General features: G+C 67.8%; 29 protein-coding genes. 19 read left to right on the forward strand and 10 right to left on the reverse strand.

The window, feature by feature from the left end:
- Positions 1-70 precede the first annotated feature (70 nt).
- The 3 genes from secB (at position 71) to ACEI37_RS12500 (ending at position 2,740) form a co-directional block, all read left to right on the forward strand.
- The gene (secB, locus tag ACEI37_RS12490; RefSeq protein WP_062796574.1) at positions 71-592 is read left to right on the forward strand and encodes a protein-export chaperone SecB; all 522 of its coding nucleotides are present in this window, start codon (positions 71-73) and stop codon (positions 590-592) included.
- Positions 593-706: 114 nt separating this feature from the next.
- The gene (locus ACEI37_RS12495; RefSeq protein WP_111518147.1) at positions 707-1,723 is read left to right on the forward strand and encodes an NAD(P)H-dependent glycerol-3-phosphate dehydrogenase; all 1,017 of its coding nucleotides are present in this window, start codon (positions 707-709) and stop codon (positions 1,721-1,723) included.
- Between the two features lie 39 nt (positions 1,724-1,762).
- On the forward strand, positions 1,763-2,740 hold the full coding sequence (locus tag ACEI37_RS12500) for a Bug family tripartite tricarboxylate transporter substrate binding protein (protein WP_373379147.1): 978 nt from the start codon (positions 1,763-1,765) through the stop codon (positions 2,738-2,740).
- 15 nt (positions 2,741-2,755) lie between these two features.
- Here ACEI37_RS12500 and trmL read toward each other — a convergent pair whose 3' ends face one another.
- Both trmL and ACEI37_RS12510 read right to left on the reverse strand, forming a co-directional pair.
- Complete coding sequence (gene trmL, locus ACEI37_RS12505) at positions 2,756-3,226, reverse strand: tRNA (uridine(34)/cytosine(34)/5-carboxymethylaminomethyluridine(34)-2'-O)-methyltransferase TrmL (RefSeq protein ID WP_373379148.1); 471 nt, start codon at positions 3,224-3,226, stop codon at positions 2,756-2,758.
- Positions 3,227-3,313: 87 nt separating this feature from the next.
- Positions 3,314-4,171 carry a ComF family protein gene (locus ACEI37_RS12510; protein WP_373379149.1) on the reverse strand — a complete coding sequence of 286 codons (858 nt, stop codon included), beginning with the start codon at positions 4,169-4,171 and terminating at the stop codon, positions 3,314-3,316.
- Here ACEI37_RS12510 and ACEI37_RS12515 point away from each other — a divergent pair.
- From ACEI37_RS12515 to ACEI37_RS12550, 8 genes are all read left to right on the forward strand, one after another.
- Complete coding sequence (locus ACEI37_RS12515; protein ID WP_373379150.1) at positions 4,160-5,113, forward strand: methyltransferase domain-containing protein; 954 nt, start codon at positions 4,160-4,162, stop codon at positions 5,111-5,113. The two genes, ACEI37_RS12510 and ACEI37_RS12515, sit on opposite strands and share 12 nt — an antisense overlap.
- A gap of 269 nt (positions 5,114-5,382) precedes the next feature.
- Positions 5,383-5,892, forward strand: a complete 510-nt coding sequence (locus ACEI37_RS12520) for a DUF2244 domain-containing protein (RefSeq protein ID WP_018008670.1) — start codon at positions 5,383-5,385, stop codon at positions 5,890-5,892.
- A gap of 58 nt (positions 5,893-5,950) precedes the next feature.
- Positions 5,951-7,213, forward strand: a complete 1,263-nt coding sequence (gene coxB / locus ACEI37_RS12525; RefSeq protein ID WP_373379151.1) for a cytochrome c oxidase subunit II — start codon at positions 5,951-5,953, stop codon at positions 7,211-7,213.
- A 38-nt stretch (positions 7,214-7,251) separates the two neighbouring features.
- The gene (ctaD, locus tag ACEI37_RS12530; RefSeq protein WP_018008672.1) at positions 7,252-8,859 is read left to right on the forward strand and encodes a cytochrome c oxidase subunit I; all 1,608 of its coding nucleotides are present in this window, start codon (positions 7,252-7,254) and stop codon (positions 8,857-8,859) included.
- 73 nt (positions 8,860-8,932) lie between these two features.
- Positions 8,933-9,064: a cytochrome oxidase small assembly protein gene (locus tag ACEI37_RS12535; RefSeq protein WP_018008673.1), complete on the forward strand. Its 132-nt coding sequence runs from the start codon at positions 8,933-8,935 to the stop codon at positions 9,062-9,064.
- 16 nt (positions 9,065-9,080) lie between these two features.
- Positions 9,081-9,692 carry a cytochrome c oxidase assembly protein gene (locus ACEI37_RS12540; RefSeq protein ID WP_373379152.1) on the forward strand — a complete coding sequence of 204 codons (612 nt, stop codon included), beginning with the start codon at positions 9,081-9,083 and terminating at the stop codon, positions 9,690-9,692.
- A 53-nt stretch (positions 9,693-9,745) separates the two neighbouring features.
- On the forward strand, positions 9,746-9,970 hold the full coding sequence (locus ACEI37_RS12545; RefSeq protein WP_373379153.1) for a DUF2970 domain-containing protein: 225 nt from the start codon (positions 9,746-9,748) through the stop codon (positions 9,968-9,970).
- Between the two features lie 145 nt (positions 9,971-10,115).
- Entirely contained in the window at positions 10,116-10,976 is an 861-nt protein-coding gene (locus ACEI37_RS12550; protein WP_373379154.1) for a cytochrome c oxidase subunit 3, read from the forward strand.
- 142 nt (positions 10,977-11,118) lie between these two features.
- Here the strand turns inward: ACEI37_RS12550 and ACEI37_RS12555 are convergent, their stop codons facing one another.
- Complete coding sequence (locus tag ACEI37_RS12555; protein WP_373379155.1) at positions 11,119-11,328, reverse strand: twin transmembrane helix small protein; 210 nt, start codon at positions 11,326-11,328, stop codon at positions 11,119-11,121.
- Between the two features lie 90 nt (positions 11,329-11,418).
- Between ACEI37_RS12555 and ACEI37_RS12560 the strand changes: the two genes are divergently transcribed.
- The 5 genes from ACEI37_RS12560 (at position 11,419) to ACEI37_RS12580 (ending at position 15,685) form a co-directional block, all read left to right on the forward strand.
- Positions 11,419-12,174 (forward strand): SURF1 family protein, encoded by a 756-nt coding sequence (locus tag ACEI37_RS12560; protein WP_373379156.1) that lies wholly within the window; start codon positions 11,419-11,421, stop codon positions 12,172-12,174.
- A gap of 73 nt (positions 12,175-12,247) precedes the next feature.
- On the forward strand, positions 12,248-12,898 hold the full coding sequence (locus ACEI37_RS12565; RefSeq protein ID WP_373379157.1) for an SCO family protein: 651 nt from the start codon (positions 12,248-12,250) through the stop codon (positions 12,896-12,898).
- Between the two features lie 9 nt (positions 12,899-12,907).
- Positions 12,908-14,011, forward strand: a complete 1,104-nt coding sequence (locus ACEI37_RS12570; RefSeq protein WP_116294191.1) for a heme A synthase — start codon at positions 12,908-12,910, stop codon at positions 14,009-14,011.
- Positions 14,008-14,952 (forward strand): heme o synthase, encoded by a 945-nt coding sequence (gene cyoE / locus ACEI37_RS12575; protein WP_092307488.1) that lies wholly within the window; start codon positions 14,008-14,010, stop codon positions 14,950-14,952. Before ACEI37_RS12570 ends, cyoE begins: the two co-directional genes overlap by 4 nt.
- Before the next feature lie 112 nt (positions 14,953-15,064).
- A complete protein-coding gene (locus ACEI37_RS12580; RefSeq protein ID WP_092307490.1) occupies positions 15,065-15,685 on the forward strand; it encodes an SCO family protein in 621 nt (206 codons plus the stop codon).
- A 112-nt stretch (positions 15,686-15,797) separates the two neighbouring features.
- Here the strand turns inward: ACEI37_RS12580 and rpoH are convergent, their stop codons facing one another.
- Positions 15,798-16,727 (reverse strand): RNA polymerase sigma factor RpoH, encoded by a 930-nt coding sequence (rpoH, locus tag ACEI37_RS12585; protein ID WP_373379159.1) that lies wholly within the window; start codon positions 16,725-16,727, stop codon positions 15,798-15,800.
- A gap of 344 nt (positions 16,728-17,071) precedes the next feature.
- Between rpoH and ACEI37_RS12590 the strand changes: the two genes are divergently transcribed.
- Positions 17,072-17,947 (forward strand): pirin family protein, encoded by an 876-nt coding sequence (locus ACEI37_RS12590; protein WP_373379160.1) that lies wholly within the window; start codon positions 17,072-17,074, stop codon positions 17,945-17,947.
- A 19-nt stretch (positions 17,948-17,966) separates the two neighbouring features.
- Here ACEI37_RS12590 and ybiB read toward each other — a convergent pair whose 3' ends face one another.
- The 5 genes from ybiB to ACEI37_RS12615 all read right to left on the reverse strand — a co-directional run bounded on the left by ybiB (position 17,967) and on the right by ACEI37_RS12615 (position 23,153).
- On the reverse strand, positions 17,967-18,959 hold the full coding sequence (ybiB, locus tag ACEI37_RS12595; RefSeq protein WP_373379161.1) for a DNA-binding protein YbiB: 993 nt from the start codon (positions 18,957-18,959) through the stop codon (positions 17,967-17,969).
- 76 nt (positions 18,960-19,035) lie between these two features.
- A complete protein-coding gene (locus ACEI37_RS12600; RefSeq protein WP_373379162.1) occupies positions 19,036-19,839 on the reverse strand; it encodes an ABC transporter ATP-binding protein in 804 nt (267 codons plus the stop codon).
- A 19-nt stretch (positions 19,840-19,858) separates the two neighbouring features.
- Positions 19,859-20,749: a nitrate ABC transporter permease gene (ntrB, locus tag ACEI37_RS12605; RefSeq protein WP_373379163.1), complete on the reverse strand. Its 891-nt coding sequence runs from the start codon at positions 20,747-20,749 to the stop codon at positions 19,859-19,861.
- Between the two features lie 30 nt (positions 20,750-20,779).
- Positions 20,780-22,114, reverse strand: a complete 1,335-nt coding sequence (locus tag ACEI37_RS12610) for a CmpA/NrtA family ABC transporter substrate-binding protein (protein WP_373379164.1) — start codon at positions 22,112-22,114, stop codon at positions 20,780-20,782.
- A gap of 400 nt (positions 22,115-22,514) precedes the next feature.
- Positions 22,515-23,153: an ANTAR domain-containing response regulator gene (locus ACEI37_RS12615; protein ID WP_373379165.1), complete on the reverse strand. Its 639-nt coding sequence runs from the start codon at positions 23,151-23,153 to the stop codon at positions 22,515-22,517.
- Between the two features lie 208 nt (positions 23,154-23,361).
- On the opposite strand from ACEI37_RS12615, the gene ACEI37_RS12620 reads away from it, so the two are divergent.
- Together ACEI37_RS12620 and maiA are read left to right on the forward strand one after the other, a co-directional pair.
- Entirely contained in the window at positions 23,362-24,063 is a 702-nt protein-coding gene (locus ACEI37_RS12620) for a fumarylacetoacetate hydrolase family protein (protein ID WP_116336046.1), read from the forward strand.
- Positions 24,064-24,067: 4 nt separating this feature from the next.
- On the forward strand, positions 24,068-24,715 hold the full coding sequence (maiA, locus tag ACEI37_RS12625) for a maleylacetoacetate isomerase (RefSeq protein ID WP_373379166.1): 648 nt from the start codon (positions 24,068-24,070) through the stop codon (positions 24,713-24,715).
- Positions 24,716-24,784: 69 nt separating this feature from the next.
- Here the strand turns inward: maiA and ftsY are convergent, their stop codons facing one another.
- A complete protein-coding gene (ftsY, locus tag ACEI37_RS12630) occupies positions 24,785-25,954 on the reverse strand; it encodes a signal recognition particle-docking protein FtsY (RefSeq protein WP_373379167.1) in 1,170 nt (389 codons plus the stop codon).
- Positions 25,955-26,084 lie beyond the last annotated feature (130 nt).

The raw sequence follows: 26,084 nt of genomic DNA on the forward strand, positions 1-26,084 counted from the left end.
GCCCTGCACCCCCAGGCGCTGCCGCCGCCGTCCCCGACACGCATCCAGCCCATCCTCCCGGAAGCCTTTCATGAGCGACCAGCAAAACACCCAGCAGGACGATCAACCTTTCTTCAACATCCAGCGCGTCTACCTGAAGGACATGTCGCTGGAGCAGCCCAATTCGCCGGCCATCTTCCTGGAATCGGAAGCCCCGTCGGTGGAAGTGCAGGTCAACGTCGGCGCTTCGCAGCTGCAGGAAGGCATCTTCGAAGTGGTGGTGACCGGCACCGTGACGACCAAGGTGCAGGACAAGGTCGCCTTCCTGGTTGAAGCGCATCAGGCCGGTATCTTCGATATCCGCAATGTGCCGGTCGAGCAGCTGGATCCGCTGCTGGGCATTGCCTGCCCCACCATCCTGTACCCGTACCTGCGCGGCAATATCGCGGACGTGATCACGCGCGCCGGCTTCCAGGCCATCCACCTTTCGGAAATCAACTTCCAGGCGCTGTACGAGCAACGCCTCCAGGCCGCCATGGAAGAAGCCCAGGGTGGTGCCGAAGGCGGCAACAGCGGCATCGTCATGCCCGACGGCAGCCAGGCTCGCCACTGATCCAGGCGTCCTGCGCCTTCCGCTGAAACGGGGCTGCGGCCCCGTTTTGCCTTTGGGCTACCATCGTTGGCGCAAGCGGCCAGAGCGCTTGCGCCAACCACTGTTCGAGCTGCCATGAAACTGACCTTCCTGGGTGCCGGGGCGTGGGGCACCGCCCTCGCCAGCCATGCCGCGGCCACCAATGACGTAGTGTTGTGGGGACGCGACCCGGCGCAGCTCGCGGCGCTCGCGGCCACGCGCGAGAACGCTGCCTACCTGCCCGGCGTGACACTGTCCGAACGGCTTGCGGTGCAGGCGGATTTCGAGCAGGCGGTCGCGCATGCCGCCGACGATGCGGACGGCATCGTGGTGGTGGCGACGCCGGTGGCGGGCCTGCGCGAGATGACGCGCCGGCTGGCTGCGCGCGGCGCGAAGCCGGTGTCGATGCTGTGGCTGTGCAAGGGCTTCGAGGCCGGCACCCACCTGCTGCCGCACCAGATGGTGCGGGCCGAGCTCGACGCCGTAGGGCGCACCGAAGGCTTTGCCTACGGCGTGCTGACCGGACCCAGCTTTGCCCGCGAGGTGGCGCTGGGGCTGCCGTGCGCGCTGACCGTGGCCGGCACCGAGCCCTCGCTGGCGGACCGCGCCCAGGCGGCCTTCCACCATCACGCCATGCGCATCTATGGCAGCGATGACCTGACCGGCGTGGAAGTCGGCGGGGCGGTCAAGAACGTGCTGGCGATCGCCACCGGCGCCAGCGACGGGCTGGGCCTGGGGCTGAACGCGCGCGCCGCGCTGGTGACGCGCGGGCTGGCCGAGATGACGCGCCTGGGCCTGGCGCTGGGCGGCCGGGTCGAGACCTTCATGGGCCTGGCCGGCGTCGGCGACCTGATCCTGACCGCCACTGGCGACCTGTCGCGCAACCGCAAGGTGGGCCAGCAGCTGGCGGCGGGGCAGAGCCTGGAGCAGATCCTGGCCGGCCTGGGGCATGTTGCCGAAGGCGTGCGCTGCGCGCAGGCGGTGGCCGAGCTGGCCGCCACGCATGGCATCGAGATGCCTATCGCGCGCGCGGTCTGCGCGGTGCTGTTCGACGGGCTCAGCGCCGCCGACGCGGTGGCGCAGCTGCTGCAGCGCGACGCGCGCGACGAATGAGCGTCCTCGTTTCCACCTGTTTCTGAGTCTACGCATCGCATGTCAACACGACGCCAGGCGCTGATCGCGCTCGCTGCCGCCTGCGCTGCCGGCGCTTCCAACAGCGCTTTCGCACAACCGTGGCCGGCGCGGCCGCTGCGCATGGTGGTGCCGTTCCCGCCGGGCTCGTCGCCCGACCTGATCGCGCGCATCCTGACCGAAAAGCTGGCCGCCGCACTGGGCCAGCCGGTGGTGGTGGAAAACCGCCCGGGCGCCGGCGGCAACATCGGCACCGGCATGGTCGCGCGCGCCGCGCCGGACGGCTACACGCTGCTGTTCACCATCAACGGTCCGCTGGTGACAGCGCCCACGCTGTCGCGCAACCTCAATTACGACCCGTTCCGCCAGCTGGCGCCGGTCACGCTGGTGGCGACCTCGCCCAACGTGCTGGTGGTCGATGCAAGGCTGCCGGTACACAACCTGCGCGAGTTCGTCGCGCTGGCGCGGTCCCGGCCGGGTGAGCTGAACTATGGTTCGCCCGGCAACGGCAGCGCCTCGCACCTGGCGATGGAGCAGCTGAAGGCGACGGCGGGCGTCGACTTGCAGCACGTGCCGTATCCCGGCTTTCCGCAGATCACCACGGCGATGGTGGGCGGACAGGTGCAGGCGGCCTTCATGGTGCCGGCGATCGCGATGCCGCAGGTCAATGCCGGCAAGCTGCGCGTGCTGGCCGTGACCACCACGGGGCGCACCGCGGTGCTGCCGTCGGTGCCTACGGTGGCGGAATCGGGCTACCCCGGTTTCGAGGCGATTTCGTGGCAAGCGGTGCTGGCGCCCGCGGGGACGCCGCAGGCGGTGATCGACCGCCTTTACCGCGAACTGGTGGCGATCATCGGCAGCGCTGACGTGCGCGACAAGATGCGTGCGCAGTATTTCGTGCCGGCCGGCACCGCGCCGGCATCGCTGCGCCAGACCATGGCGAGCGAGAAGGCGCGCTGGGACAAGGTAATCCGCGTAGCCGGCGTGCAGCCGGAGTAAACCGCCGCGGCAGCTTCAGCTGCCGCCCACGAAGCCGTTTTGCCGCCAGGCTTCGAACACCACCACGGCCACCGTATTGGACAGGTTCAGGCTGCGGTTGTCCGGCCGCATCGGCAGCCGGATGCGCTGCGCGGGCGGGAACCACTCGCGGCGCTCGGGCGACAGTCCGCGCGTCTCGGAGCCGAACACGAACCAGTCGCCCGGCCGGAACGCCACCTGGCCGAACGGCGTGGAGCCGCGCGTGGTCAGGGCAAACATGCGCGTCGGGTCCGGTTGTTCGCTGGCCATCAGCGCATCCCAGCTGTCGTGCACGCGCATGGTGGCGTACTCGTGGTAATCCAGCCCCGCGCGGCGCATGCGTGCGTCCTCCAGCGGAAATCCCAGGGGTTTGACCAGGTGCAGCTGCGCGCCGGTGTTGGCACACAGGCGGATCACATTGCCGGTATTGGGCGGGATTTCCGGTTCGACCAGGACGACGTGGAACATGATGCGGGGCGATGGCGGGCGCTCGGGCGCCCTTCGTCAGAACGGTGCGCAGCTTACCGCGCGCCCGTGCCCCTGTCATCCCGCCCGCTATGGCGTGCGCAGCGCGACAATCACGCTGACACGGACCGCGCCATGGGCCTTGAGCACGGCGGCGGCCTCGTGCAGGGTCGCGCCGGAAGTCATCACATCGTCCACCAGCGCCACGTGCAGGCCGTCGAGCCGCGTGGCGCGTGTGGGCACGAACGCGCCGCGCAGGTTCACCTGCCGCGCGGCGAGGTCCAGCGCGCGCTGGCTGCCGGTTTCGCGCTGGCGTTGCAGCAGCACCGGGTCGGCGCGCAGGCCCAGGCGGCGCGCCAGCGGCCGCGCGATTTCCCAGGCCTGGTTGAAGCCGCGCGAGGCCAGCCGTTGCGCCGACAGCGGCACCGGCACGATCAGGTCGGGTGCGGCATGCCGGGCCGCGGCCCAGGCCCCGGGCAGGCCATCCGCCAGCCTGGTGGCGATCCACGCCGCCAGCGGCAGGGCGTGGCCGAACTTGAGCGCCAGCACCAGCTGGTCCTGCGGCGAGGCGTAGTCGCCCAGCGTATGGGCATGGTTGAAGGCGCGGGGCGAGGCGCCGCAGGCCGGGCACTGGAAATGCCGCCCCAGCGCCAGCGCGCACACCGGGCAGCGCCGCACCGGGCGCAGCAGGTCGGCGGCGCAGGGCGCGCACACCACCTGCCGCTGCACCGCCCCGCACAGCGCGCAGGCGCTGGGCAACAGCTGTTCGCGCGCACTGGACCACGCGCGGCCGGCGGCGCCGGCAGCCTGCGCGGCGCGCGCGTATACTTGCCGTCCGGTCGCGGCCCATCGGGCGCGGCGGCCTTGTTCGTCCGGCGCCTGGGGCAGAGCCTGTCCGCGCGCCGGTTCCTGTTTTCCTTGCTGCCCTGTCTGCCCGTGTCCCTGCATGCCGCCGATTCTCCCGATGCCTTCCTGCCGCCCGCGCGCCTGATCCGGCTCGCCTTCGACCGGCGCAGCCGCGGCTTCGGCCAGCTCGACTTCCTGCTGGGCGAGATCGGCCGGCGCATGCAGGAGCGCATGGAGGTGATCCGCCTGGCGCCGCAGCGCGCGCTGGATATCGGCTGCGGCCACGGCCAGGGCCTGGCCGGGCTGCGCGCGCGCTTTCCGGATGCGCAGATCGCCGGTCTGGACATCTCCGCTGCGATGCTGGCCGAGGCCGGGCAGCGCGACCCGCAGCGCCGGCCCGGCTGGATCGGCCGCATGCTGGGCAAGCGCCCGCTGTTCGACCTGGTCCAGGGCGATCTTGCCACACTGCCTTTTGCGCCCGCGAGCTTCGACCTGCTGTGGTCCAACCTGGCCCTGCACTGGCATCCCGAGCCGCACCGCGTGTTCCCGGAGTGGCACCGGGTGACGCGCGACGAAGGGCTGGTGCTGTTCTCGCTGTTCGGCCCGGACACCCTGAAGGAACTGCGTGCAGCCTTTGCCGAGATCGACGACACGCCCCACACGTTGCGCTTTGTCGACATGCACGACATCGGCGACATGCTGGTGCACAGCGGCTGGTCGACGCCGGTGATGGACATGGAAACCCTGACCGTCACCTACGAGTCGCCCGCCACGCTGCTGCGCGAGGTGCAGGCCTTCGGCGGCCTGCGCGTGCCGGCCGGGGCGCCGCCGCAGGGCCTGCGCGGCCGCGCCTGGTACCAGGCGCTGACGCAGGCGCTGGAGCGGCGGCGCAACGCCGACGGGGTGATCCCGCTGAGCTTCGAGATCGTCTACGGCCACGCCTGGAAGCTGTCACCGCGCGGCGCGCAGGCGCGCGACGGCGAAGGCCGCGCAGTGGTGCCGCTGGACCAGATCGGCCGTGCAAAACCGCGTCGCGCAGGTTAAAACTGAGTTAACTTGCGCCGGCTCGCGATTGCCGCAAACATAGTGCCGGCGCGGTGGGCAGGGCGATGGCAGCATTTCGGCCCATGCACAGAATCAGGTGGCGCGCAAGCCTTGCGGTCAAGTCGCGCCCTTGTCCGTGTATGGGAAGCGCCCTATAATGCGCCAGTTTGTCGCAGTGGTCCCCTGGCACAAGAACGTCCTGGTTTGCACGCACTGTGCGGTCCGGACGCCATCGTCCCGGGTGTGCATCCGATGCAGAGTGGTTGGCGATGCAAGACTTGGGTATCGCATTCCAGACGGCAGGTGGTGACTCCGGCGGAAATCTCGACGGACCTTCCTCCTCGCCCCACGACTGGCTGATGAAGCGGAACTGCTCGCTGAGTCCACGCCAGGTCGGCTGGTTTTACCTCTCGATCCTCACGGTTTCGCTTGCCATCGCGTTGTTTTTCGCCTGGCAAGGGTCGTGGCTCGTGCTGCCCTTTGCCAGCATCGAGCTGATCGGGCTGGGCATCGCCCTGCTTGTGTATGCGCGCCATGCGACAGACTATGAGCGCGTCAGCATCACCGACGGCACGCTGGTCGTGGAGACAGCCAGCGCCGGACGGGTGACGCGCCAGGAATTCAATCCGTGCTGGGTGCGGATCGAACTGGGTGAATCGTTCCGCGCGCTGGTGACACTGCGCTCGGGCCGGCGTGCGGTACAGGTGGGGTGTTACGTGGACCCGTACCGGCGACGCAAGTTCGCGCAGGAGCTCGCAGCGGCCTTGCGCCGCCTCTGAGAGGCGGCGGAAGCGGCGGCGGGGACAGATTTGAATCTGTAAATTGGGTAGATAACAAATGAAAATGTGGAAGAAGGCATCCGCAGTTTGTCTGGCCGGCGCGTCCCTGCTTGCCAGCCAGGCGGCGTCCGCGGTCAGCGACATGCCGGGCGGCCCCGCCGTGCGCCAGCTCAACCTGACCGAGCCGGTTACCAAGATCGCCGAACAGATTCACTGGCTGAACTGGATGATGCTGATCATCTGCACGGTGATCTTTATCGCGGTGTTCGCCGTGATGTTTTATTCCATCTTCACGCACCGCAAGTCCAAGGGGGCCAAGCCCGCCTCCTTCCACGAGAGCATCACAGTCGAGGTGGTGTGGACCATCGTCCCGTTCCTGATCGTGATCGCGATGGCCCTGCCGGCCACCAAGACCGTGGTCGCGATGAAGGACACCACCAACTCCGACGTCACCATCAAGGCCACCGGCTACCAGTGGAAGTGGGGCTATGACTACCTGAAGGGCGAAGGCGAGGGCATCTCCTTCGTGTCGACCCTGACCACCCCGCGCGAGCAGATCAACAACGAGCAGGCCAAGTCGAACACCTACCTGATGGAGGTGGACAACGAGCTGGTGGTGCCCGTCAACAAGAAGATCCGCATCGTCACCACCGCCAACGACGTGATCCACGCCTGGATGATCCCGGCCTTCGGCGTCAAGCAGGATGCGATCCCGGGCTTCGTGCGCGACACCTGGTTCAAGGCCGAGAAGATCGGCGTGTACCGCGGCCAGTGCGCCGAGCTGTGCGGCAAGGAACACGCCTTCATGCCGATCGTGGTGCGCGTGGTCTCCGACGCCGACTACACCAAGTGGGTCGACGGCAAGAAGAAGGAGCTGGCGGCCAAGGCCGACGATCCCAACAAGACCTGGACCCTGGACGAAGCCAAGGTGCGCGGCGAGAAGATCTACGCGGCCAACTGCGCGGTCTGCCACCAGCCCAACGGCAAGGGCGGCGGCGCGTTCCCGGCGCTGGACGGCTCCAAGATCGTGAACGGCCCAAAGGCCGGCCAGATGCACATGCTGCTGGAAGGCAAGGGCGGCATGCCGTCGTGGAAGCAGCTGTCGGACACCGAGCTGGCTACGGTCATGACCTATACGCGCAACGCCTGGAGCAACAAGACGGGTGAAGTGATCCAGCCGAGCGAATTCGTGGGTGCCCGCGCGGGCAAGTTCCCCGAAGGCGGCGGTGCGGCCGGCGGCGAAGCGCCGAAGGCCGAGGCCAAGCCGGCCGCTCAGGCTGACAAGCAGGCCAGCCTCGCGGGCAACCGCGTCGCGGGCTGACCCGCTGAAGACAGAACAGGATTAGAGGAGCATTTGCGATGAGTACTGCTACCCCGGACGCACTCGCCCATCCGCACGATCACGCGCATGACGACCACGCGCACGATCACCCGCATGGCTGGCGCCGCTGGCTGTTCGCCACCAACCACAAGGACATCGGTACGCTGTACCTGCTGTTCTCGTTCATCATGCTGCTGTCGGGCGGCGTGCTGGCACTGCTGATCCGCCTGGAACTGTTCGAGCCGGGCCTGCAGTTCTTCCGCCCCGAGCTGTTCAACCAGTTCACCACCATGCACGGCCTGGTGATGGTGTTCGGCGCGATCATGCCGGCCTTCGTCGGCTTCGCCAACTGGATGATCCCGCTGCAGATCGGCGCCTCCGACATGGCGTTCGCGCGCATGAACAACTTCAGCTTCTGGCTGATGCCTCCGGCCGCGCTGCTGCTGGCCGGCTCGTTCTTCGTGCCGGGCGGCGCCACCGCCGCGGGCTGGACCCTGTACGCGCCGCTGTCGGTGCAGATGGGCCCGGGCATGGACATGGCCATCTTCGCCATGCACATCATGGGCGCGTCGTCGATCATGGGCTCGATCAACATCATCGTGACCATCCTCAACATGCGCGCCCCCGGCATGACGCTGATGAAGATGCCGATGTTCTGCTGGACCTGGCTGATCACCGCCTACCTGCTGATCGCCGTGATGCCGGTGCTGGCAGGCGCCATTACCATGGTGCTGACCGACCGTCACTTCGGCACCAGCTTCTTCTCGGCCGCCGGCGGCGGCGACCCGGTGATGTACCAGCATATCTTCTGGTTCTTTGGCCATCCCGAGGTCTACATCATGATCCTGCCGGCTTTCGGGATCATCTCGCACGTGGTGCCGGCGTTCGCGCGCAAGCGCCTGTTCGGCTACAGCTCGATGGTGTACGCCACCGCCTCGATCGCCATCCTGTCGTTCATCGTGTGGGCCCACCACATGTTCACGACCGGCATGCCGGTGACCGGCCAGCTGTTCTTCATGTACGCGACCATGCTGATCGCGGTGCCGACCGCGGTGAAGATCTTCAACTGGATCGCCACCATGTGGCGCGGCTCGATGACCTTCGAGACCCCGATGCTGTTCGCGATCGGCTTTATCTTCGTGTTCACCATCGGCGGCTTCACCGGCCTGATGCCGGCCGTGGCGCCGATCGACATCCAGCTGCAGGACACCTACTTCATCGTGGCGCACTTCCACTATGTGCTGGTGGCCGGCTCGCTGTTCGCGCTGTTCGCGGGCTTCTACTACTGGGGTCCGAAGTGGAGCGGGTTCATGTACAACGAGGCTCGGGGCCAGATCCACTTCTGGGGTTCGCTGATCTTCTTCAACGTGACTTTCTTCCCGATGCACTTCCTGGGCCTGGCCGGCATGCCGCGCCGCTATGCCGATTACCCGACCCAGTTCGCCGACTTCAACGCGATCGCGTCGATCGGTGCGCTCGGCTTCGGCCTGATGCAGGTGTATTTCTTCTTCTTCGTGGTGCTGCCGTCGTACCGCGGCGGCCAGCAGGCCTCGGACAAGCCCTGGGATGGCGCCGAGGGCCTGGAGTGGACCGTGCCGTCGCCGGCGCCGTTCCACACCTTTGAAGTTCCCCCGCAGGTCCGCTAAGGCGGCACCCGCGTAACCAGGCCTCGGGGGGCGGCAACGTCCGTCCCCCGCGCCGGCAGGTATCAAGACCGTTATGCAGTCTCCAGACAAAAGCCCGTCACGCCCGGACCACAAGGCCGCCAACCGGCGCCTTGGCCTGATCCTGTTGTCGATCGTGGTGGTTTTCTTTCTGGGGTTCTTCGCCAAGATGAAGTTCTTCGGCTGAGGCGGCAGGTAGCGAGATGAGCATCGAGCAGCAGTCGGGCAGGGAGGCGGACAAGCGGTTCAACCGCGGCATGATGCTGCGGCTGGTGGTGATCGTTGCCGTGATGTTCGGCTTTGGCTACGCGCTGGTGCCGCTGTACAAGAAGATCTGCGAAATCACCGGCATCAACGTGATCACCACGCGCGAGCTGCACGGCGCGGTCAAGAACACGCAGATCGACAAGAGCCGCACCATCACGGTGGAGTTCGACTCCAACGCGCGCGGGCCCTTTGCCTTCCGGCCGGTGAAGAACAGCATGGAAGTGCATCCCGGCGAGATGGCGACGATCGTCTACGAGGTGGCCAACGGGCAGACGCGTGATATCTCGGCGCAGGCCATCCCGAGCTACGCGCCCAAGCAGGCGACCCAGTATTTCATGAAGCTGGAGTGCTTCTGCTTCAAGCAGCAGACGCTCAAGGCGAACGAGGCGCGCGAGATGCCGGTGGTCTTCGTGATCGATCCCGCGCTGCCCAAGGATGTGAAGAACATTACGCTGTCGTACACCTTCTTCGAGGTGGGCACGCCGGTGGCGCAGGCGCCCGAGGGCCAGCTGGCGCCGCAGCCCGCGCCGGCCGGCAAGGGCATCTGAAGCGAGCGGCTGGCGAGCGGCAGGCCAGGGGCTGGCCAGGCGGAGGACGGGCGATGGATGAGATGAAGGACGCGGTCAAGCGCAAGCTGTCGTTTGCGCAGACCATGCGCGCGGTGCTGTGGTCGTTCATCGGCCTGCGCAAGGGCGCGGAGCACGAACGCGACATGGCCCGGCTGAACCCGGTGCATGTGGTGCTCGCCGGGCTGATCGCGGCGGCGGTGTTCATCGCGATCCTGGTGGTGATCGTGCGCATGGTGGTGAGCCAGGCGTCGGCGTAGCAAGGCAGGAAGGGTAGACAACAAAAGCAGTCGCAGAACAAAGCAACCGCGGCGGCGGGGCCGGCCCACAGGAGGCGGGCGGCCTGCAGTGCCAAGGCGGGGACAACGAATACTGAATCAAAGACTCTGAGCTGGAGATAAAAGAATGAGTGCGAATCGCGCAAACGCTCCGTACTACTTCGTACCGGGCCCGTCGCGCCACCCCATCACCGCAAGCTTCGGCCTGCTGATGACGGGTGCCGGCGCCGCCGGTTGGGTAAACGGGCAGCCCTGGGCGCCGTACCTGTGCGGCTTCGGCCTGCTGTGGTTCCTGTTCGTGCTCAAGAGCTGGTTTGGCGACGCCATCAGCGAGTCCGAAGGCGGCATGTATGGCAAGAACATCGACCTGTCGTTCCGCTGGTCGATGGGCTGGTTCATCTTCTCCGAGGTGATGTTCTTCGCCGCGTTCTTCGGCGCGCTGTTCTATGCCCGCGCCATCGCCATGCCGTGGCTGGGCGACCTGAACAACAAGATCCTGTGGCCCGACTTTGCCGCGGTGTGGCCCAACACCGGCCCGGCTGGCGTGGTGGAAAATTTCCAGACCATGGGCCCGTGGCCGATCCCGACCATCAACACCGCGCTGCTGCTGATGTCGGGCGTGACGCTGACCTGGGCGCACCACGCGCTGCTGGCCGGCAAGCGCAGCCAGCTGATCCAGGGCCTGGCGCTGACCATCCTGCTGGGAGCGATCTTCATGGGCTTCCAGGTCTACGAGTACATGCACGCCTACTCTGACCTGAACCTGAAGCTCAGCTCGGGCATCTACGGCTCGACCTTCTTCCTGCTGACCGGCTTCCACGGTTTCCACGTGACCATGGGCGCGATCATGCTGGCGGTGGTGCTGATCCGCGTGCTGAAGGGCCACTTCACCCCCGAGCACCACTTCGCCTTCGAAGGCGCGGCCTGGTACTGGCACTTCGTTGACGTGGTGTGGCTGTTCCTCTACATCGTGGTGTACTGGCTGTAACCGGCTGCCGTACCGGCCGGCGGGCCCCGGGACTGACCGGGACCGCCGGCGCCAACGCAAAAGAGAAACGCCGCAGGGGCCTGGCCAGCCTGCGGCGTTTGTCTTTTGCGGGCCCCGGGCGGGGCCGCCGCGGCGCGCCGGTTCAGGGCGCAATGCGAATGCCGGTGCTGTGGATCCAGCCCATCCAGCTCGAGAACAGGATGAACAGGAACAGCGCCACCGAGAAGCCCACGCGCAGCATCAGCGAGCGCATCATGTTGGGCGTCTTGCCGCGGTCGCGCATCATGAAGAACAGGGCCGAGGCCAGGCTGGCGATGATCAGGATGAAGGCAATGATGATGACAAAGCGCATGGCGGGGCGGTTTGGGGGCAGGCGCGGCGCGACGTGCGGCGCACAGGCCCATTATCGCACCGGGGCGCGCTTCACAGTGCCGCAGGGACGATGAGCTGGCGCCGCTTCGCCAGCCCGTTGCCGTTGGCGGCCGCACTGGTCGTGATCGCGGTGACCTGTGCGCTGGGCAACTGGCAGCTTAATCGCGCGCATGAGAAGGAAGCGCGCGCCGCGCGGCTGCAGGCGCTGGCGGCGCAGCCGCCGGTGGTGCTGGGCACGGCGCCGCTGTCACAACTTGTGACGGACCGCGCGGTGCGCGTGAGCGGGCGCTTCGACGCATCGCGCACCGTATTGCTGGATAATCGCCCCCACGGCACCGGCGGCCGCAGCGGCGACAGCCGGGCGGGCTTCCTGGTGGTGACGCCGCTGGTGATCGGCGCGGCGCCGGGCGAGGCCGGCGCCATGCGCGCCGTGCTGGTGCTGCGCGGCTGGCTGCCGCGCGATGCCGAGGACCGCACCCGGATCGCGCCGTTTCCGACGCCCGAGGGCGAGGTGACCATCACCGGTACGGCACTGGCCGGTGTGCCGCGGGTCTATAGCCTGGGCCAGGAGGCCGCTGGCAGCAGGATCCGCCAGAACCTCGAGATCGCGCCGTATACCGCCGAAACCGGGCTGGCCCTGCACCCGCTGGTGATCGAGCAGCGCAACGACAGCGGAGACGGCCTGGCGCGCGACTGGCCGCCTGCCGACGTCGGCGCCGAGCGGCACTATGGCTATGCCTTCCAGTGGTTCGGGCTGGCCGCGCTGACGGTGGTGCTGGTGGTCGTGCTGGGCTGGCGCCGCGCGCGCCGCCTGGCCGGACCCTGATCGAATGAATTGACCGCCCACGCGCCGCGCAGCGGTGCATGGGCTTGCCGAAGACAAAGGACAGACGTACTCCATGGCACAGCAAGACTCCGCCCCGGCCGCCGCGGCTTCGCCGCGCGACCCCCGCATCGACGCGCGCACGCGCCGTGGCCGCCTGCAGATGCTGATGCTGCTGCTGGTGTGCGCGTCTCCGGTGATTGCCTCCTACTTCACCTATTACGTGATCAAGCCGCGCGGCGGCGCCACCAATTACGGCGCGCTGGTCGACCCGCAGCGGCCGATGCCGCCGGTGCGCGTCACCGACGAGCAGGGCCAAGCCGTGCCGCTGGAGCAGTTCCGCGGAAAGTGGCTGCTGGTCAGCGCCGATCCGTCCGCCTGCGACGAGGCCTGCGCCAGGAAGCTGTTCACCATCCGCCAGATCCGCGCCGGACAGGGGCAGGATCGCCTGCGCATCGTGCCGGTGTGGCTGGTCACCGACGACGGCAAAATCGACGAGCGCCTGGTTTCCGCCTACAACGAGCCTTACGCCGGCGTGCGCTTCCTGCGCATCGACCGCCAGGCCGCGCAGCAGTGGCTGCCGGCCGAGCCGGGCAAGCGCGCCGAGGACACGCTGTTCCTGGTCGACCCGCTGGGCAACCTGATGATGCGCTTCCCGCAGGATCCGGACCCCAAGAAGATGAGCGGCGACCTGAAGAAGCTGCTCAAGGTCTCGCGCATCGGTTGAGGGGACGGCATGCTGCTGCAACTGGCCATCATCGGCGTCCTGATCGCGCTGTTCCCGCTGTCCTACGTGATGGTGAAGGGCGACCGCAACAAGTACCGCAAGCTTGCCTGGATCACGGCGTTCCTGACGCTGGACCTGATCATGTTCGGCAGCTTCACGCGCCTGACCGACTCAGGGCTGGGCTGCCCCGACTGGCCCGGCTGCTACGGGCATTCCAACCCCCATGCCGCGCTGGAGCCGATCCGCGCCGCCGAGACCGCGATGCCCAGCGGCCCGGTGACGCTGGCCAAGGCCTGGATCGAGATGATCCACCGCTACTTCGCCATGGCCGTCGGCGTGCTGATCATCACGCTGATGGTGCTGGCGTGGGTCAAGCGGAGGGAGCTTAAACAGTCGCCGTGGTTCGCCACCGGCGTGCTGCTGCTGGTGTGCGTGCAGGGCGCCTTCGGAGCCTTCACCGTGACGCTGAAGCTGCAGCCGATCATCGTCGTGACGCACCTGATGCTGGGCATGGCGCTGCTGGCGGTGCTGATCCAGCTGGGCTCGCGCAACGACCCGCCGCACCCGGTCGCGCCGCAGGCGGCGCGGCTGCGCTGGCCGGTGCGCATCGGCCTGCTGCTGCTGGTGATCCAGATCTTCCTGGGCGGCTGGGTCAGCACCAACTATGCGGTGCTGGCCTGTACCGACTTCCCGCTGTGCAACGGCCAGCTGGTGCCCGAGATGGACTTCCGCCATGGCTTCACGCTGTGGCGCCAGCTGGGCATGACCGCCGACGGCGACTACATCCCGCACGCGGCGCTGGTGGCGATCCACTGGGTCCATCGCGGTTTTGCCGTGATCGTGCTGGGCTACCTGGCGTGGTTCGGGCTACGTGCACGCCGGCTTGAAGGGCTCAGCCGCGCGGCCGGCTGGCTGCTGGCGACGCTGGTGCTGCAACTGGCCACCGGGCTGTCGAATATCGTGTTCGACTGGCCGCTGGTGGCGGCGGTCGCGCATAACGGCGGCGCCGCGGTGCTGCTGCTGCTGCTGGTCCGTCTCCACTACAATATCGGGCTGACGACCCGGGCCGCCGGCGCCCCCGCTGCCGTGCCGACTGCCGCCCGCGCCACATGAAAGACAAGACCCCTTCCGTGGTTACCGCTACCCATCCCCATTCCCTGGGCAAGTTGAGCCGCATGCGGCACCTGGCCCGGCAATATGCCGCCCTGACCAAGCCGCGCGTGACGCAGCTGGCCGTGTTTTGCGCCATCATCGGCATGTTCCTCGCCACGCCCGGCATGGTGCCGTGGCCGGTGCTGATCGGCGGCGCCGCCGGCATCTGGCTGCTGGCCGGCGCGGCCTTTGCCATCAATTGCCTGGTCGAGCAGAAGATCGATGCGCTGATGCGCCGTACCGCCTGGCGGCCGTCGGCCACCGGCGAGATCACCACGCGCCAGACGCTGGTGTTCTCCGCCATCCTGGGCGGCGCCGGCATGTGGCTGCTGCATGTCTACGCCAACGACCTGACCATGTGGCTGACCTTTGCCACCTTCCTGGGCTATGCGGTGGTCTACACCATCCTGCTCAAGCCGGCCACGCCGCAGAACATCGTCATCGGCGGCCTGTCCGGCGCGATGCCGCCGGCGCTGGGCTGGGCCGCGGTGGCGGGCGAGGTGCCGGCCGAGGCCTGGTTCCTGGTGTTGATCATCTTCACCTGGACCCCGCCGCACTTCTGGGCGCTGGCGCTTTACCGCCGCGCCGACTACGCCAAGTCCGGGCTGCCGATGCTGCCGGTTACGCACGGCGAGCGCTACACTCTGCTGCACATCCTGCTGTACACGCTGGTGATGATCGCGGCGACGCTGCTGCCCTTCGTCTACGGCATGAGCGGCTACATTTACCTGGCCGCTGCGCTGGCGCTGGGCGCGGGCTTCCTGGCCTATGCCTGGAAGCTGTACCGCAACTATTCGGACGAACTGGCGCAGCGCACCTTCCGCTTCTCGATCCTGTACCTGTCGCTGCTGTTCGCGGCGCTGCTGATCGATCATTACTTCAAGTTCGTGCCGCAGGTCTGAGCTGCGCCTGCCTGGGCGCCGGCTGCGGCATCTTGCCGCGCCGGCGCGAGCGCAGCAGCATGATCGGCGATACTGCATGCTGTTTCCTTCTCATCCCTGACCCGTCCCCCGCATGCCACGCCTCAGCTCCGCTTCCGGCCTGTTCGCCGCCTTCCGCCGCTTTTCCCTGCTGGCCGCGCTGGCCTTGGCCGTCGCCGCTTGCGGGCAGCAGAAGGCGTCGTTCCGCAATGTCGATATCACCGGCGCCGCCGATTTCGGCAAGGACTTCTCGCTGACCGACCACACCGGCAAGGTGCGCACCCTGGCCGACTACAAGGGCAAGGCGGTGGTGATGTTCTTCGGCTACACCCACTGCCCGGACGTCTGCCCCACCACCATGGCCGAACTGAAGGCGGTCGTGGAGCAGCTGGGGCCGGACGCGGACCGCGTGCAGGTGCTGTTCGTCACGGTCGACCCGGAACGCGATACGCAGGCGCTGCTGGCGCAGTACGTGCCCGCTTTCGATCCGCGCTTCGTCGGGCTGCGCCCGGCCGACGAGGCCGCGCTGCAGAAGCTGGCCAAGGACTTCAAGGTGTTCTACGCCAAGGTGCCGGGCAGCTCGCCCAACAACTACACCGTGGATCACTCCGCCGGCAGCTATGTGTTCGACCCGCAGGGCAAGCTGCGACTGTTCATCCGCCACGGCCAGGGTCCGGAGCCCATCGCGCACGACCTGAAACAGCTGTTGTCCTGACGCAGTCGGGGCAAGAGGGTGCGGCATAATGTCGCACGAGCGGTGGCACCAACGCTTCGCGGGCAACAAAAAGGCCGGTCCATGGACCGGCCTTTTGCGTGGTTGCGGTGGATCAGGCGAATGCCTGCAGCGCGCCCTTCATCTTCTTCATCGCCGCCGCCTCGATCTGGCGGATGCGCTCGGCCGACACGCCGAACTCGTCGGCCAGCTCATGCAGCGTGGCGCCGCCCGAGCCGTCGTCCTCGACGTTGAGCCAGCGCGCTTCGATGATGCGGCGGCTGCGTTCGTCGAGCTTGCCCAGCGCTTCTTCCAGCCCCTCGACCTGCATGCGGTCATGGCGCTTGGCTTCCATCACGCGCGTCGGCTCGTTATGGTTGTCGGCCAGGTAGGCGATGGGGGCGAATTCCTCTTCGCCGTCGTCGACCTGGCCTTCGAGCGCGAGGTCGCCGCCCGACAGGCGGGTTTCCATCTCCATCACTTCTTCGGGCTTGACGTTCAGCTCGCGCGCGACGGCTTCGACCTGTTCCGGCGTGAAGGTGTGGCTGCCCTGCTTGTGGCTGCGCAGGTTGAAGAACAGCTTGCGCTGGGCCTTGGTGGTGGCCACCTTGACCATGCGCCAGTTCTTCAGCACGTATTCATGGATCTCCGCCTTGATCCAGTGCATCGCGTACGACACCAGGCGCACGCCCTGATCCGGGTCGAAACGCTTTACCGCCTTCATCAGGCCGATATTGCCTTCCTGGATCAGGTCGGCGTGGGGCAGGCCGTAGCCGAGGTACTGGCGGGCGATCGACACCACCAGCCGCAGGTGCGACATCACCAGGCGGCGCGCTGCGTCGACGGAATCGTGGTCGCGCAGTTCGCGCGCCAGGCGTTGCTCTTCCTCTGCCGTCAGCAGCGGAATGCGGTGGACAGCCTGGATATAGCTGTCGAGGTTGCCCACGGTCGCCGGAAAGGTCAGCGCAAAGCTGCCCGTGTTCCGGGGCACCGTCGGCAGACGGTTGTTCGTCAGGGTTTGGTCGGCAGACAAGACTGCGTTCACTCAATGGCTCCTTTCGCGTCCGGCGGTTTGGTTGCCGGTGCGCCGCAGCCCCCTGGGGGAACGGCGGCACTGCAACACATCTTAGCACTCTGGCCGGGTGAGTGCTAATTGGAGTTCCGATGATCCCGATAGTTCCCGGGTATCGCTCTGCCTGTTTAGATAGCTGGGCACATCGTAAAGAGACGGCAACGACACTGCTGCCATCGCGCACTGGTAGTTAGAGCGCACGGTGGCAGCGGGGTTCTGGCTGGCGCTGCAATGCACTGTTCCAGCAACGGCTACACTCGACCGGCGGGCGGCGCACTGGCATGCTTGCGAGCCTCTCTTATCGGATCGGAGGAGTTATGTCTGCTATCGAACACTTGCTCAAGCCGCATGTGCGCGACCTGGGCGATTTCACCGTGCGTCGGCTGCTGCCAGCCGCGGCGACCCAGACCGTCGGCCCCTTTATATTCTTCGACCATATGGGACCGGTGCAGCTGCCGCCGGGCCAAGGCGCCGATGTGCGTCCGCATCCCCATATCGGCCTGGCCACGGTTACCTACCTGTTCGAAGGCGAGATCATCCATCGCGACAGCCTCGGCAGCGACCAGGCGATCCGCCCCGGCGACGTCAACTGGATGACGGCCGGCCACGGCATCGTGCACTCGGAGCGTTCGCCCGAGCATGTGCGCCCGGAAGGCGCGCGCCTGCACGGCATCCAGACCTGGGTGGCGCTGCCGCAGCAGCATGAGGGCGCCGAGCCGTCGTTCTTCCACCATCCCGCCGCGACGCTGCCGCGCATCGAGCGGCCCGGCCTGCGCATGGTGGTGATTGCCGGCGATGCGTTTGGCCAGACCTCGCCGGTCAAGGTCTTCAGCCGCACGCTGTACGTGGCGATCGAGCTGGACGCCGGCGCCAGCGTGGAGATTCCCGCCGAACACGCCGAGCGCGGCATCTATCCGGTCGACGGCGCGGTCTCGCTCGACGGCGAGCCGCTGCCGGCAGAACACATGGTGGTGCTGACGCCGGGCCAGCCGGCGACGCTGACGGCGACGGCGCCGTCGCGAGTGATGCTGCTGGGCGGCGACCCGACCGACGGGCACCGCTTTATCTACTGGAATTTCGTCGCCAGCAGCAAGGTGGCGATCGAGGCCGCGGCCCAGCGCTGGGAGGACGACCAGTTCCCGCACGTGCCGGGCGAGACCGAGCGCATTCCGCTGCCCCCGCGCAAGCCCTGATGGTAGTGCCGGGGCCGCCTCAGACCGGGCTGGCCCAGGTCACGCGCGTGCCTTGGCGCAGGCATTCGCGGATGGCCTCGATCTGGATGGTGATGGGCGCCGGCACCGGCACCGCGCCGTCGAGCACGCGCCGGATCCAGGCCACCGTCAGGCCGGCATCGCTGCCCGGCGGCAGCTCCGGCACGTCGCCGATCGAGCCCCCGGCCTGGCCAACCAGTGTCTGCTGGTGGCCTTCATGCAGCCAGTCGATGCGGCCGGTGCGCCGGGCATCGGCAACCACCTCGCCCTCGGTGCCGCGTGCCAGCAGCACGTTGGCGGGCTCGTGCGAGAAGTAGTCGGTCAGCGTCTCGCGGTATTCGGGGTGCGTGTAGCTGTACAGGCGCAGGCCTTCGGCCGGCGAATGCTCGCCCACGGGTTGCAGCATCTTGGCCACTGTATGCGAGGAATTGCGCAGCCCGATCACGGTGCGCCGCTCCAGCAGGCGCGACAGCCCGGGCGACAGCACATCCACCGGCAGCACCGCCAGCGGGCCATTGCCATCGCCATCGCGCAGCTTTGCCGCGGCTTCGGCGGTGCTTGCGCACAGGGGCACCCCTAGCGCCTCGAACAGCGCCATGCTGGTCACGCGGCCCTCGAACACGCGCGTGCCGTGCACCACGACGGGGATGCCTTCGCGGGCCAGCAGCAGCGCCAGCAGCGGCACCAGGTTGGGCTGCTTGCGCGCGCCGTTGTAGCTGGGAATCACCACCACCTGCCGGTCCGGCGGCGCCGGCAGCGGCTGGCAGTGCGCATGGGCGGCCTCGAGCATGCCGGCCAGCTCGTGCGGCGCCTCGCCCTTGATGCGATAGGCCATCAGGATGGCGCCCAGCTCGAGGTCGGACACGCGGCCCGCCAGCATGGCGTCGAACAGGGCCTGCGCGTCCTCGCGCGGCAGCGCGCGCGCGCCGTTGACGCCGCGGCCGATCTCCTTGATATAGCGGGCGGCGGGGAATGGGGCGGCGGTGGTGGTCATGGCGGCATGGGGTAGTGTGTGCTGGGTTCATGATAGCGGAGCGCGGCGGCCTCGCCCATGGCCGCCTCGCCCGCCGCTACGCTGCTTCGTGCAGCGCCGGATTGCGCTGCTTGCGGTAAAGGAAGTCCAGCACCGCGGTGCGGCAGGCGTGGTAGGCCGGGTCGTCCGCCAGCGCCACGCGGTCGCGCGGACGCGGCAGGTCCACCTCGACGATCTCCCCGATGGTGGCGGCCGGGCCATTGGTCATCATCACGATGCGGTCGGCCAGCAGCACGGCCTCGTCGACATCGTGCGTCACCATCACCACCGTGCTGCGCGTGCGCGCGACGATCTTGAGCAGCTCGTCCTGCAGGTGGGCACGCGTGAGCGCATCCAGCGCGCCGAAGGGCTCGTCCATCAGCAGCACCTTGGGCGCCATCGCCAGCGCGCGGGCAATGCCGACGCGCTGCTTCATGCCGCCGGAGATTTCGTGCGGATATTTGCCTTCGGCGTGGCTCAGGCCTACCAGCGCCAGCGTGTCGTGCGTGCGCGCCCTGAGCTGCGCCTTGTTCTCGCTGGCCGCGAACACACGCTCGACGCCCAGGTAGACGTTCTCGAAGCAGGTCAGCCACGGCAGCAGCGAATGGTTCTGGAAAACCACTGCGCGCTCCGGCCCGGGCCCGGCGATTTCGCGCCCGGCGCAGATCAGCGCGCCGGCGGTGGGCGTGGCCAGTCCCGCCAGCAGGTTCAGCAACGTGGACTTGCCGCAGCCGGAGTGGCCGATCAGCGTGATGAACTCGCCCTCGGCGATCTGCAGCTGGATGTCGCGCAGCGCGACGAACGGGCCCTTGCGGGTCTTGAAGGTCTGGCCGACGTTTTCGATGCTGACGAACTTGTCCATGGCGTCTCTCCCGTGCCGCTCAATGAGTGCCGTAGCTGAAGCGCCGGGCCAGCGCCAGTAGCGCATGTTCCAGCAGCAGGCCGATCAGGCCGATGACGAAGATGGCGATCACGATGTGCTCCACCTTCAGGTTGTTCCACTCGTCCCACAGCCAGAAGCCGATGCCGGTGCCGCCGGTCAGCATCTCCGCCGCGACGATCACCAGCCAGGCCGTGCCGATCGACAGCCGCACGCCGGTCAGCATGTAAGGCAGCACCGCGGGAAACAGCACGCGCGTGAATACCTTCCACTCGGACAGGTCGAGCACGCGCGCCACGTTCAGGTAGTCCTGCGGCACGCGCGTGACGCCCACCGCGGTGTTGATCACCATCGGCCAGATCGAGCAGATAAAGATCGCCCAGATCGCGGCGGGGTTGGCGGCCTTGAACAGCAGCAGCCCGATCGGCAGCCACGCCAGCGGTGAAACCGGGCGCAGCAGGCTGATCACCGGCGCGGTCATCGCGTTCAGAAAGGCGAAGCGCCCGATCACGAAGCCGGCCGGGATGCCGACCAGCGCGGCCAGGCCGAAGCCCGCTGCCACGCGCGCCAGCGACGCCAGCACGTTCCAGCCGATGCCCTGGTCATTGGGCCCGTTGCGGTAGAACGGATCCGCAAACAGCGGTACCGCCGCGTTCCACGTCGCGCCAGGGGTGGGGATGGCCGGGATCATGGTGGCGATGCCGTGCCAGGCCAGCACGAACAGGGCGAAGCCCAGCAGCGGCGGCACCGCCTTGAGCACCAGCGCGGCAGCGGCTTCGCGGCGTGCCGCGCGCCGGGCCTGCGCGGAGATTTCCTGCTCGCGCCGGCGTGTCCGTTCCTTGGTGTCGGGGTCGGCTGCGGCGTCGGGCGTGGTAGAGGCAATGGCATTCACGTCGGGCTCCTTTGGTCAGGGCACTGCGAATCAGGCGGCAGGCGTGCCGGCGGCCTTGATCTTGAAACCGTCGGCATAGGCTTTCGGGTCCTTGCCGTCCCAGACCACGCCGTCGATCAGCTTGGAGCTGCGCGTGTCGCTTCTGGGCAGCGGCACCTGAGCGGCGGTGGCGGCCTGCTTGTAGATATCGATGCGGTTGACCTGCCGGGCCACGGCGAGGTAATCCGGGTGGGCCTTGAGCAGGCCCCAGCGCTTGTGCTGGGTCAGGAACCACATGCCGTCGGAGAGGAACGGGAAGTTCGCGTTGCCGTCCTGGTAGAACTTCATCGCGTCGGGGTCGTCCCAGGTCTTGCCCAGCCCGTTGGTGTAGCGGCCCAGCATGCGGTCGAGGATGATGTCCATGTCGGTGTTGACGTAGGACTTCGCGGCGATGGTCTCGGCGGTCTTGCGGCGGTTGGAGGCCGATGCATCGATGAACTTCGACGCCTCCAGCACCGCCGCCACCATCGCGCGCGCGGTGTTGGGATGCTTCTGCACGAACTCGGCGGTGGTACCCAGCGTCTTTTCCGGATGGTTCTTCCAGATCGCCTGCGTGGTCTCGGCGGTAAAGCCGATCTTGTCGGCGATCGCACGCGCGCCCCACGGCTCGCCCACGCAGAAGCCGTCCATATTGCCCACGCGCATGTTGGCTACCATCTGCGGCGGCGGCACCGTGATGGCCTTGGCGTCCTGCATCGGGTTGATGCCGTTGGCCGCCAGCCAGTAATACAGCCACATCGCGTGCGTGCCGGTCGGGAAGGTCTGGGCGAAGGTGTAGTCGCGCTTTTCCTTCGTCATCAGCGCCTTCAGGCTGGCGCCGTCGCGCACGCCTTTCTCTGCCAGCTTGGACGACAGCGTGATGGCCTGGCCGTTGTGGTTCAGGCTCATCAGCACGGCCATGTCCTTTTTTGGCCCGCCGATGCCGAGCTGCACCCCATAGACCAGGCCGTAGAGCACGTGGGCCGCGTCCAGCTCGCCATTGACCAGCTTGTCGCGCACGCCCGCCCACGAGGCTTCCTTGGTCGGCGTGATCTTGATGCCGTACTTCTTGTCGAGCCCGAGCGTGGCCGCCATCACCACCGAAGCGCAGTCGGTCAGCGGGATAAAGCCGATGCGCACCTCGGTCTTCTCCGGCGCGTCGGAGCCCGCGGCCCAGGCGCCGGCGCGCACCAGCGGATCGACCAGCGTCATCACGCTGGCACCGGCGATGCTGGCCAGCGCACGGCGCCGGCCGCTGCTGGCCGGTACCGCGTCGGCAACGGCCGCGGCGTCGGAGTGCTGGACGGCCGGGTGCAGCGGCCTGGCATGGCTAAGGCGAGAGGGCATTGCATGGCTCCAAGAAAAAAGCGTCCCCTGACACAGCCGGCTTCGCCAGAAGACCGGTGCGCTGCGGGGACGCCGTTGTCCGTGGCGTGACGCGGCCTGCGTTGGCCGTGTCCGCCTGAATTGTCGATCGGCCGCCGTTGGCCGATGCCTGCACAACGCAAGGCGTATGCCAGCACTGTGCGGTGCAGCATTTCGGGGAGCGTTGTGCCGGAACGGGGCGAAAAGGGAGATGAAATGAGCGAGGTCGGTGCGTAGGTGACGCGGTCCGGACACAGCCGGCGCAATGCCGACGGCAATGGCTGAGCGAGGCGGAAATAGGGGCGCGCCAGGAACGTGCAGCGCACCAGCCGCGTGCGGCGTTGCACCGCGACGGCTGGCGCCGGGCGTTCGGCCCTGACGCTCAGCCCATCACGTCGATCACGCGCTGGGCGGCATCGACCAGCTTCAGCCCGCGTTCCATCGCCATGCTGCGCAGGCGCTTGTAGGCGTCTTCCTCGCTGAGCCCGCGCGCCTGCATCAGCAGGCCCTTGGCGCGCTCCACCACCTTGCGCTCGGCCAGCTTCAGCCGCGTGGCGTCGAGTTCGGCGCGCAGCTGCTGGTCCAGCTCGAAGCGCGCGTAGGCGACGTCGAGCACGGTCTTGACGCGCTCCGCGCGCAGGCCGTCGACGATATAGGCGGTAATGCCCGCGCTCAGCGCGGCCTTGATGCGCTGGCTGTCGTCGTTGTCGGTGAACAGCACGATCGGGCGCGGTGCATGCTGGGTCGAGACGCACACGTGCTCGATGGTGTCGCGCGCGGCCGACTCGGACGCGATGATCAGCATGTCGGGCTGGGTGGCGGTGATCACGTCGGGCAGCCGCATGTCGGCGTCGACGATCTGGATCTCGGTGAAGCCCGCGTTCACCAGCCCGCTGCGGATGGTTTCGACGTTGAGGGGATCGGCATCGAGCGGGTCGCGCACGAGCAGGATGCGCAGCACCCGGCTGGTGCGGGCCGCGGTTGCCGGCGTGGGCGTGGGGGGCGGATGGCGTCGTGTCATGGCTGGCTCTGTTGCAGTGCGCCATGCAAGATTCGCGCCGGCAGCGCCAGGGATGACGCCCCAGTCCGGTGCGGCGGCGCTGCGAGCGTGCCTGGATTCATTGTATGCGGCCGTACGCAGGCCCCCGGCCCGCGGTGTATCCTGTTGCCCTGCTGCGCCCGGCACCGGGCCCCGTCGCAGCACCGATCAGAACTATCTGGAGAGATGCATGACCGAATTCGTGTTCGCCCCGCCCGCGCCCGTCGGCGTGCCTGTGCGCGGCAGCCACACCAGCTTTCCGGTCCGGCGCGTGTACTGCGTCGGCCGCAACTATGCCGCCCATGCCCGGGAAATGGGTTCGGACCCCGACCGCGAGCCGCCGTTCTTCTTCTGCAAGCCGTCCGATGCGGTCAGCTACGTCGCCGACGGCACCGAGGGCGCCTTCCCGTACCCGCCGGGCACCAGCAACTGCCACTATGAAGTGGAGCTGGTGGTGGCGATCGGCAAGGGCGGCCGCGACATCCCGGTCGAGCAGGCCGCCGGCCATGTGTTCGGCTATGCCGTGGGCCTGGACATGACGCGCCGCGACCTGCAGAACGAATCGAAAAAAACCGGGCGCCCGTGGGAGACCGGCAAGGCCTTCGACCGTTCCGCGCCGATCGGCCCGATCGTGCCGGTCGCCGCCATCGGCCATCCCGAGAAGGGCGAGGTCACGCTGTCGGTCAATGGCGTGGAAAAGCAGCGCGGCGATCTGTCGGACCTGATCTGGTCGGTGCCCGAGATGGTGTCGTACCTGTCGAAGCTGTTCGAGCTGCAGCCCGGCGACCTGATCTTCAGCGGCACGCCCGAGGGCGTGGGGCCGGTGGTCAAGGGCGATGTCATGCAGTGCCACGTCGGCGGCGTGGGCGATCTCACCATCAAGGTAGTCTGAACCAATGCTCAAGCTTTACAGCTATTTCCGCAGTTCGGCCTCGTTCCGCGTGCGTATCGCGCTGGAACTGAAGGGCCTGTCCTATGACTACGTGCCGGTGCACCTGCTCAAGGAAGGCGGCCAGCAACTCAAGCCGGAGTTCCGCGCGTTGAACCCCGACGGCCTGGTGCCGGCGCTGGTCGATGGCGAGCACGTGCTGCAGCAATCGCTGGCCATCGTCGAGTACCTGGACGAGGTCCACCCCGAGCCGAAGCTGCTGCCCGGCACGGCGCTGGACCGCGCCTATGTGCGCGGCCTGGCGCAGGAGATTGCCTGCGAGATCCATCCGCTGAACAACCTGCGCGTGCTGAAGTACCTGAAGCACACGGTGGGCGTGACCGACGAGGTCAAGGACGCCTGGTACCGCCACTGGATCGAGCTCGGCTTCGCCTCGCTGCAAGCCAACCTCGATCGCAGCGGCAAGGCCGGGCGTTTCTGCCTTGGCGACACGCCCACGCTGGCCGACCTGTGCCTGGTGCCGCAGGTGTTCAACGCGCAGCGTTTTAATATCGACGTGGCGCGCTATCCCGCGATCGCGAAGATCTATGAAACCTGCATGGCACTGCCGGCGTTCCAGAAGGCGGAGCCGAAGTCGCAGCCTGACGCGGAATAGTATTTCGCCCCGGCAAAGCACAAACGCCCCGGCATTGCCGGGGCGTTTTGTCTTGAAAGACGTTGGAATTTACCCCAGCAGCGCCTCGGCGAACTCTTCCGCCTTGAACGGCTGCAGGTCTTCCACCTTCTCGCCGACACCGATGAAGTACACCGGCACCGGGCGCTGGCGCGCGATCGCCGCCAGGATGCCGCCCTTGGCGGTGCCGTCGAGCTTGGTCACGATCAGGCCGGTGAGCCCGAGCGCGTCGTCGAAGGCGCGGGTTTGCTGCAGGGCGTTCTGGCCGGTATTGGCATCGATGACCAGCAGCACCTCGTGCGGCGCGCTCGGCATGGCCTTGCTGATCACGCGCTTGACCTTCTTCAGCTCTTCCATCAGGTGCAGCTGCGTCGGCAGGCGCCCGGCGGTGTCGGCCATGACGATGTCGATGCCGCGCGCCTTGGCGGCGTTGACCGCGTCGAAGATCACCGCCGCGGGGTCGCCGCTTTCCTGCGCCACCACGGTGACGTTGTTGCGTTCCCCCCAGATCGTCAGCTGCTCGCGCGCGGCGGCGCGGAAGGTGTCACCGGCGGCCAGCAGCACCTTCTGGTCATAGCGCTGGAAGTGCTTGCACAGCTTGCCGATGCTGGTGGTCTTGCCGGCGCCGTTGACGCCCGCGATCATCATCACCAGCGGCTGCTCGCGGCCCAGCGCCATGGTCTTTTCGAGCGGGCGCAGCAGTTGCGTCAGCAGCTCGCGCAGCGCCGCCTTGACGCCCTCGGCGGTTTCGATGCGCTCGGACCTGACGCGCTTGCGCAGTTCGCCCAGCAGGTACTCGGTGGCTTCGACGCCGGCGTCGGCCATCAGCAGCGCGGTTTCCAGTTCCTCGAACAGGTCTTCGTCGACCTTGACGCCGACGAACAGCGTGCCGAGGTTGCGGCTGGTCTTGGACAGGCCGGTGCGCAGGCGCTGCATCCAGCCCTGCCGGGCTTCGGCGCTGGGGGCGGGCGGCGGCACCAGTTCCAGCGCCTCGGCTGCCACCGGCGCTGGCGCGGGCGGAGGCACTTGCGCCGGCACGGGGACGGGCACGGGAACCGGCACGGGCGCAGGGGCGGGCGAAGGCGAAGGCGTTGGCGTTGGCGTTGGCGTCGGGGACGGTGCCGGTGCGGGCGCGGGCACCTCGGGCGTGGGGGCCGGGGCTGGCGCGGGCGCCTCGATGGGGGCCGGCTCGGCCTTGCGCTTCTTCCAGAAACTAAACATTGGGGAACGGGGTCAATACCGGGGCCGAAACCCTGGCGGCAGCCAATGCCAGCAGGCAACCGGTGATTAATCAATGGGTTACGCAGGCTTCGCGATGGCTGGGGAGAAACCGTTGTGGTCCCGGCCGGCG

The sequence above is a fragment of the Cupriavidus nantongensis genome (assembly GCF_041726985.1).
Classification (GTDB): Bacteria; Pseudomonadota; Gammaproteobacteria; order Burkholderiales; family Burkholderiaceae; genus Cupriavidus; species Cupriavidus nantongensis_A.

Excerpts from the sequence above, each read along its gene's own strand:
- secB (WP_062796574.1), top strand. The coding sequence starts at position 71 with ATGAGCGACCAGCAAAACACCCAGCAGGACGATCAACCTTTCTTCAAC.
- ACEI37_RS12495 (WP_111518147.1), top strand. The coding sequence starts at position 707 with ATGAAACTGACCTTCCTGGGTGCCGGGGCGTGGGGCACCGCCCTCGCC.
- ACEI37_RS12500 (WP_373379147.1), top strand. The coding sequence starts at position 1,763 with ATGTCAACACGACGCCAGGCGCTGATCGCGCTCGCTGCCGCCTGCGCT.
- trmL (WP_373379148.1), bottom strand. The coding sequence starts at position 3,226 with ATGTTCCACGTCGTCCTGGTCGAACCGGAAATCCCGCCCAATACCGGC.
- ACEI37_RS12510 (WP_373379149.1), bottom strand. The coding sequence starts at position 4,171 with ATGCAGGGACACGGGCAGACAGGGCAGCAAGGAAAACAGGAACCGGCG.
- ACEI37_RS12520 (WP_018008670.1), top strand. The coding sequence starts at position 5,383 with ATGCAAGACTTGGGTATCGCATTCCAGACGGCAGGTGGTGACTCCGGC.
- coxB (WP_373379151.1), top strand. The coding sequence starts at position 5,951 with ATGAAAATGTGGAAGAAGGCATCCGCAGTTTGTCTGGCCGGCGCGTCC.
- ctaD (WP_018008672.1), top strand. The coding sequence starts at position 7,252 with ATGAGTACTGCTACCCCGGACGCACTCGCCCATCCGCACGATCACGCG.
- ACEI37_RS12535 (WP_018008673.1), top strand. The coding sequence starts at position 8,933 with ATGCAGTCTCCAGACAAAAGCCCGTCACGCCCGGACCACAAGGCCGCC.
- ACEI37_RS12540 (WP_373379152.1), top strand. The coding sequence starts at position 9,081 with ATGAGCATCGAGCAGCAGTCGGGCAGGGAGGCGGACAAGCGGTTCAAC.
- ACEI37_RS12545 (WP_373379153.1), top strand. The coding sequence starts at position 9,746 with ATGGATGAGATGAAGGACGCGGTCAAGCGCAAGCTGTCGTTTGCGCAG.
- ACEI37_RS12550 (WP_373379154.1), top strand. The coding sequence starts at position 10,116 with ATGAGTGCGAATCGCGCAAACGCTCCGTACTACTTCGTACCGGGCCCG.
- ACEI37_RS12555 (WP_373379155.1), bottom strand. The coding sequence starts at position 11,328 with ATGCGCTTTGTCATCATCATTGCCTTCATCCTGATCATCGCCAGCCTG.
- ACEI37_RS12560 (WP_373379156.1), top strand. The coding sequence starts at position 11,419 with ATGAGCTGGCGCCGCTTCGCCAGCCCGTTGCCGTTGGCGGCCGCACTG.
- ACEI37_RS12565 (WP_373379157.1), top strand. The coding sequence starts at position 12,248 with ATGGCACAGCAAGACTCCGCCCCGGCCGCCGCGGCTTCGCCGCGCGAC.
- ACEI37_RS12570 (WP_116294191.1), top strand. The coding sequence starts at position 12,908 with ATGCTGCTGCAACTGGCCATCATCGGCGTCCTGATCGCGCTGTTCCCG.
- cyoE (WP_092307488.1), top strand. The coding sequence starts at position 14,008 with ATGAAAGACAAGACCCCTTCCGTGGTTACCGCTACCCATCCCCATTCC.
- ACEI37_RS12580 (WP_092307490.1), top strand. The coding sequence starts at position 15,065 with ATGCCACGCCTCAGCTCCGCTTCCGGCCTGTTCGCCGCCTTCCGCCGC.
- ACEI37_RS12590 (WP_373379160.1), top strand. The coding sequence starts at position 17,072 with ATGTCTGCTATCGAACACTTGCTCAAGCCGCATGTGCGCGACCTGGGC.
- ybiB (WP_373379161.1), bottom strand. The coding sequence starts at position 18,959 with ATGACCACCACCGCCGCCCCATTCCCCGCCGCCCGCTATATCAAGGAG.
- ACEI37_RS12600 (WP_373379162.1), bottom strand. The coding sequence starts at position 19,839 with ATGGACAAGTTCGTCAGCATCGAAAACGTCGGCCAGACCTTCAAGACC.
- ACEI37_RS12610 (WP_373379164.1), bottom strand. The coding sequence starts at position 22,114 with ATGCCCTCTCGCCTTAGCCATGCCAGGCCGCTGCACCCGGCCGTCCAG.
- ACEI37_RS12615 (WP_373379165.1), bottom strand. The coding sequence starts at position 23,153 with ATGACACGACGCCATCCGCCCCCCACGCCCACGCCGGCAACCGCGGCC.
- ACEI37_RS12620 (WP_116336046.1), top strand. The coding sequence starts at position 23,362 with ATGACCGAATTCGTGTTCGCCCCGCCCGCGCCCGTCGGCGTGCCTGTG.
- maiA (WP_373379166.1), top strand. The coding sequence starts at position 24,068 with ATGCTCAAGCTTTACAGCTATTTCCGCAGTTCGGCCTCGTTCCGCGTG.
- ftsY (WP_373379167.1), bottom strand. The coding sequence starts at position 25,954 with ATGTTTAGTTTCTGGAAGAAGCGCAAGGCCGAGCCGGCCCCCATCGAG.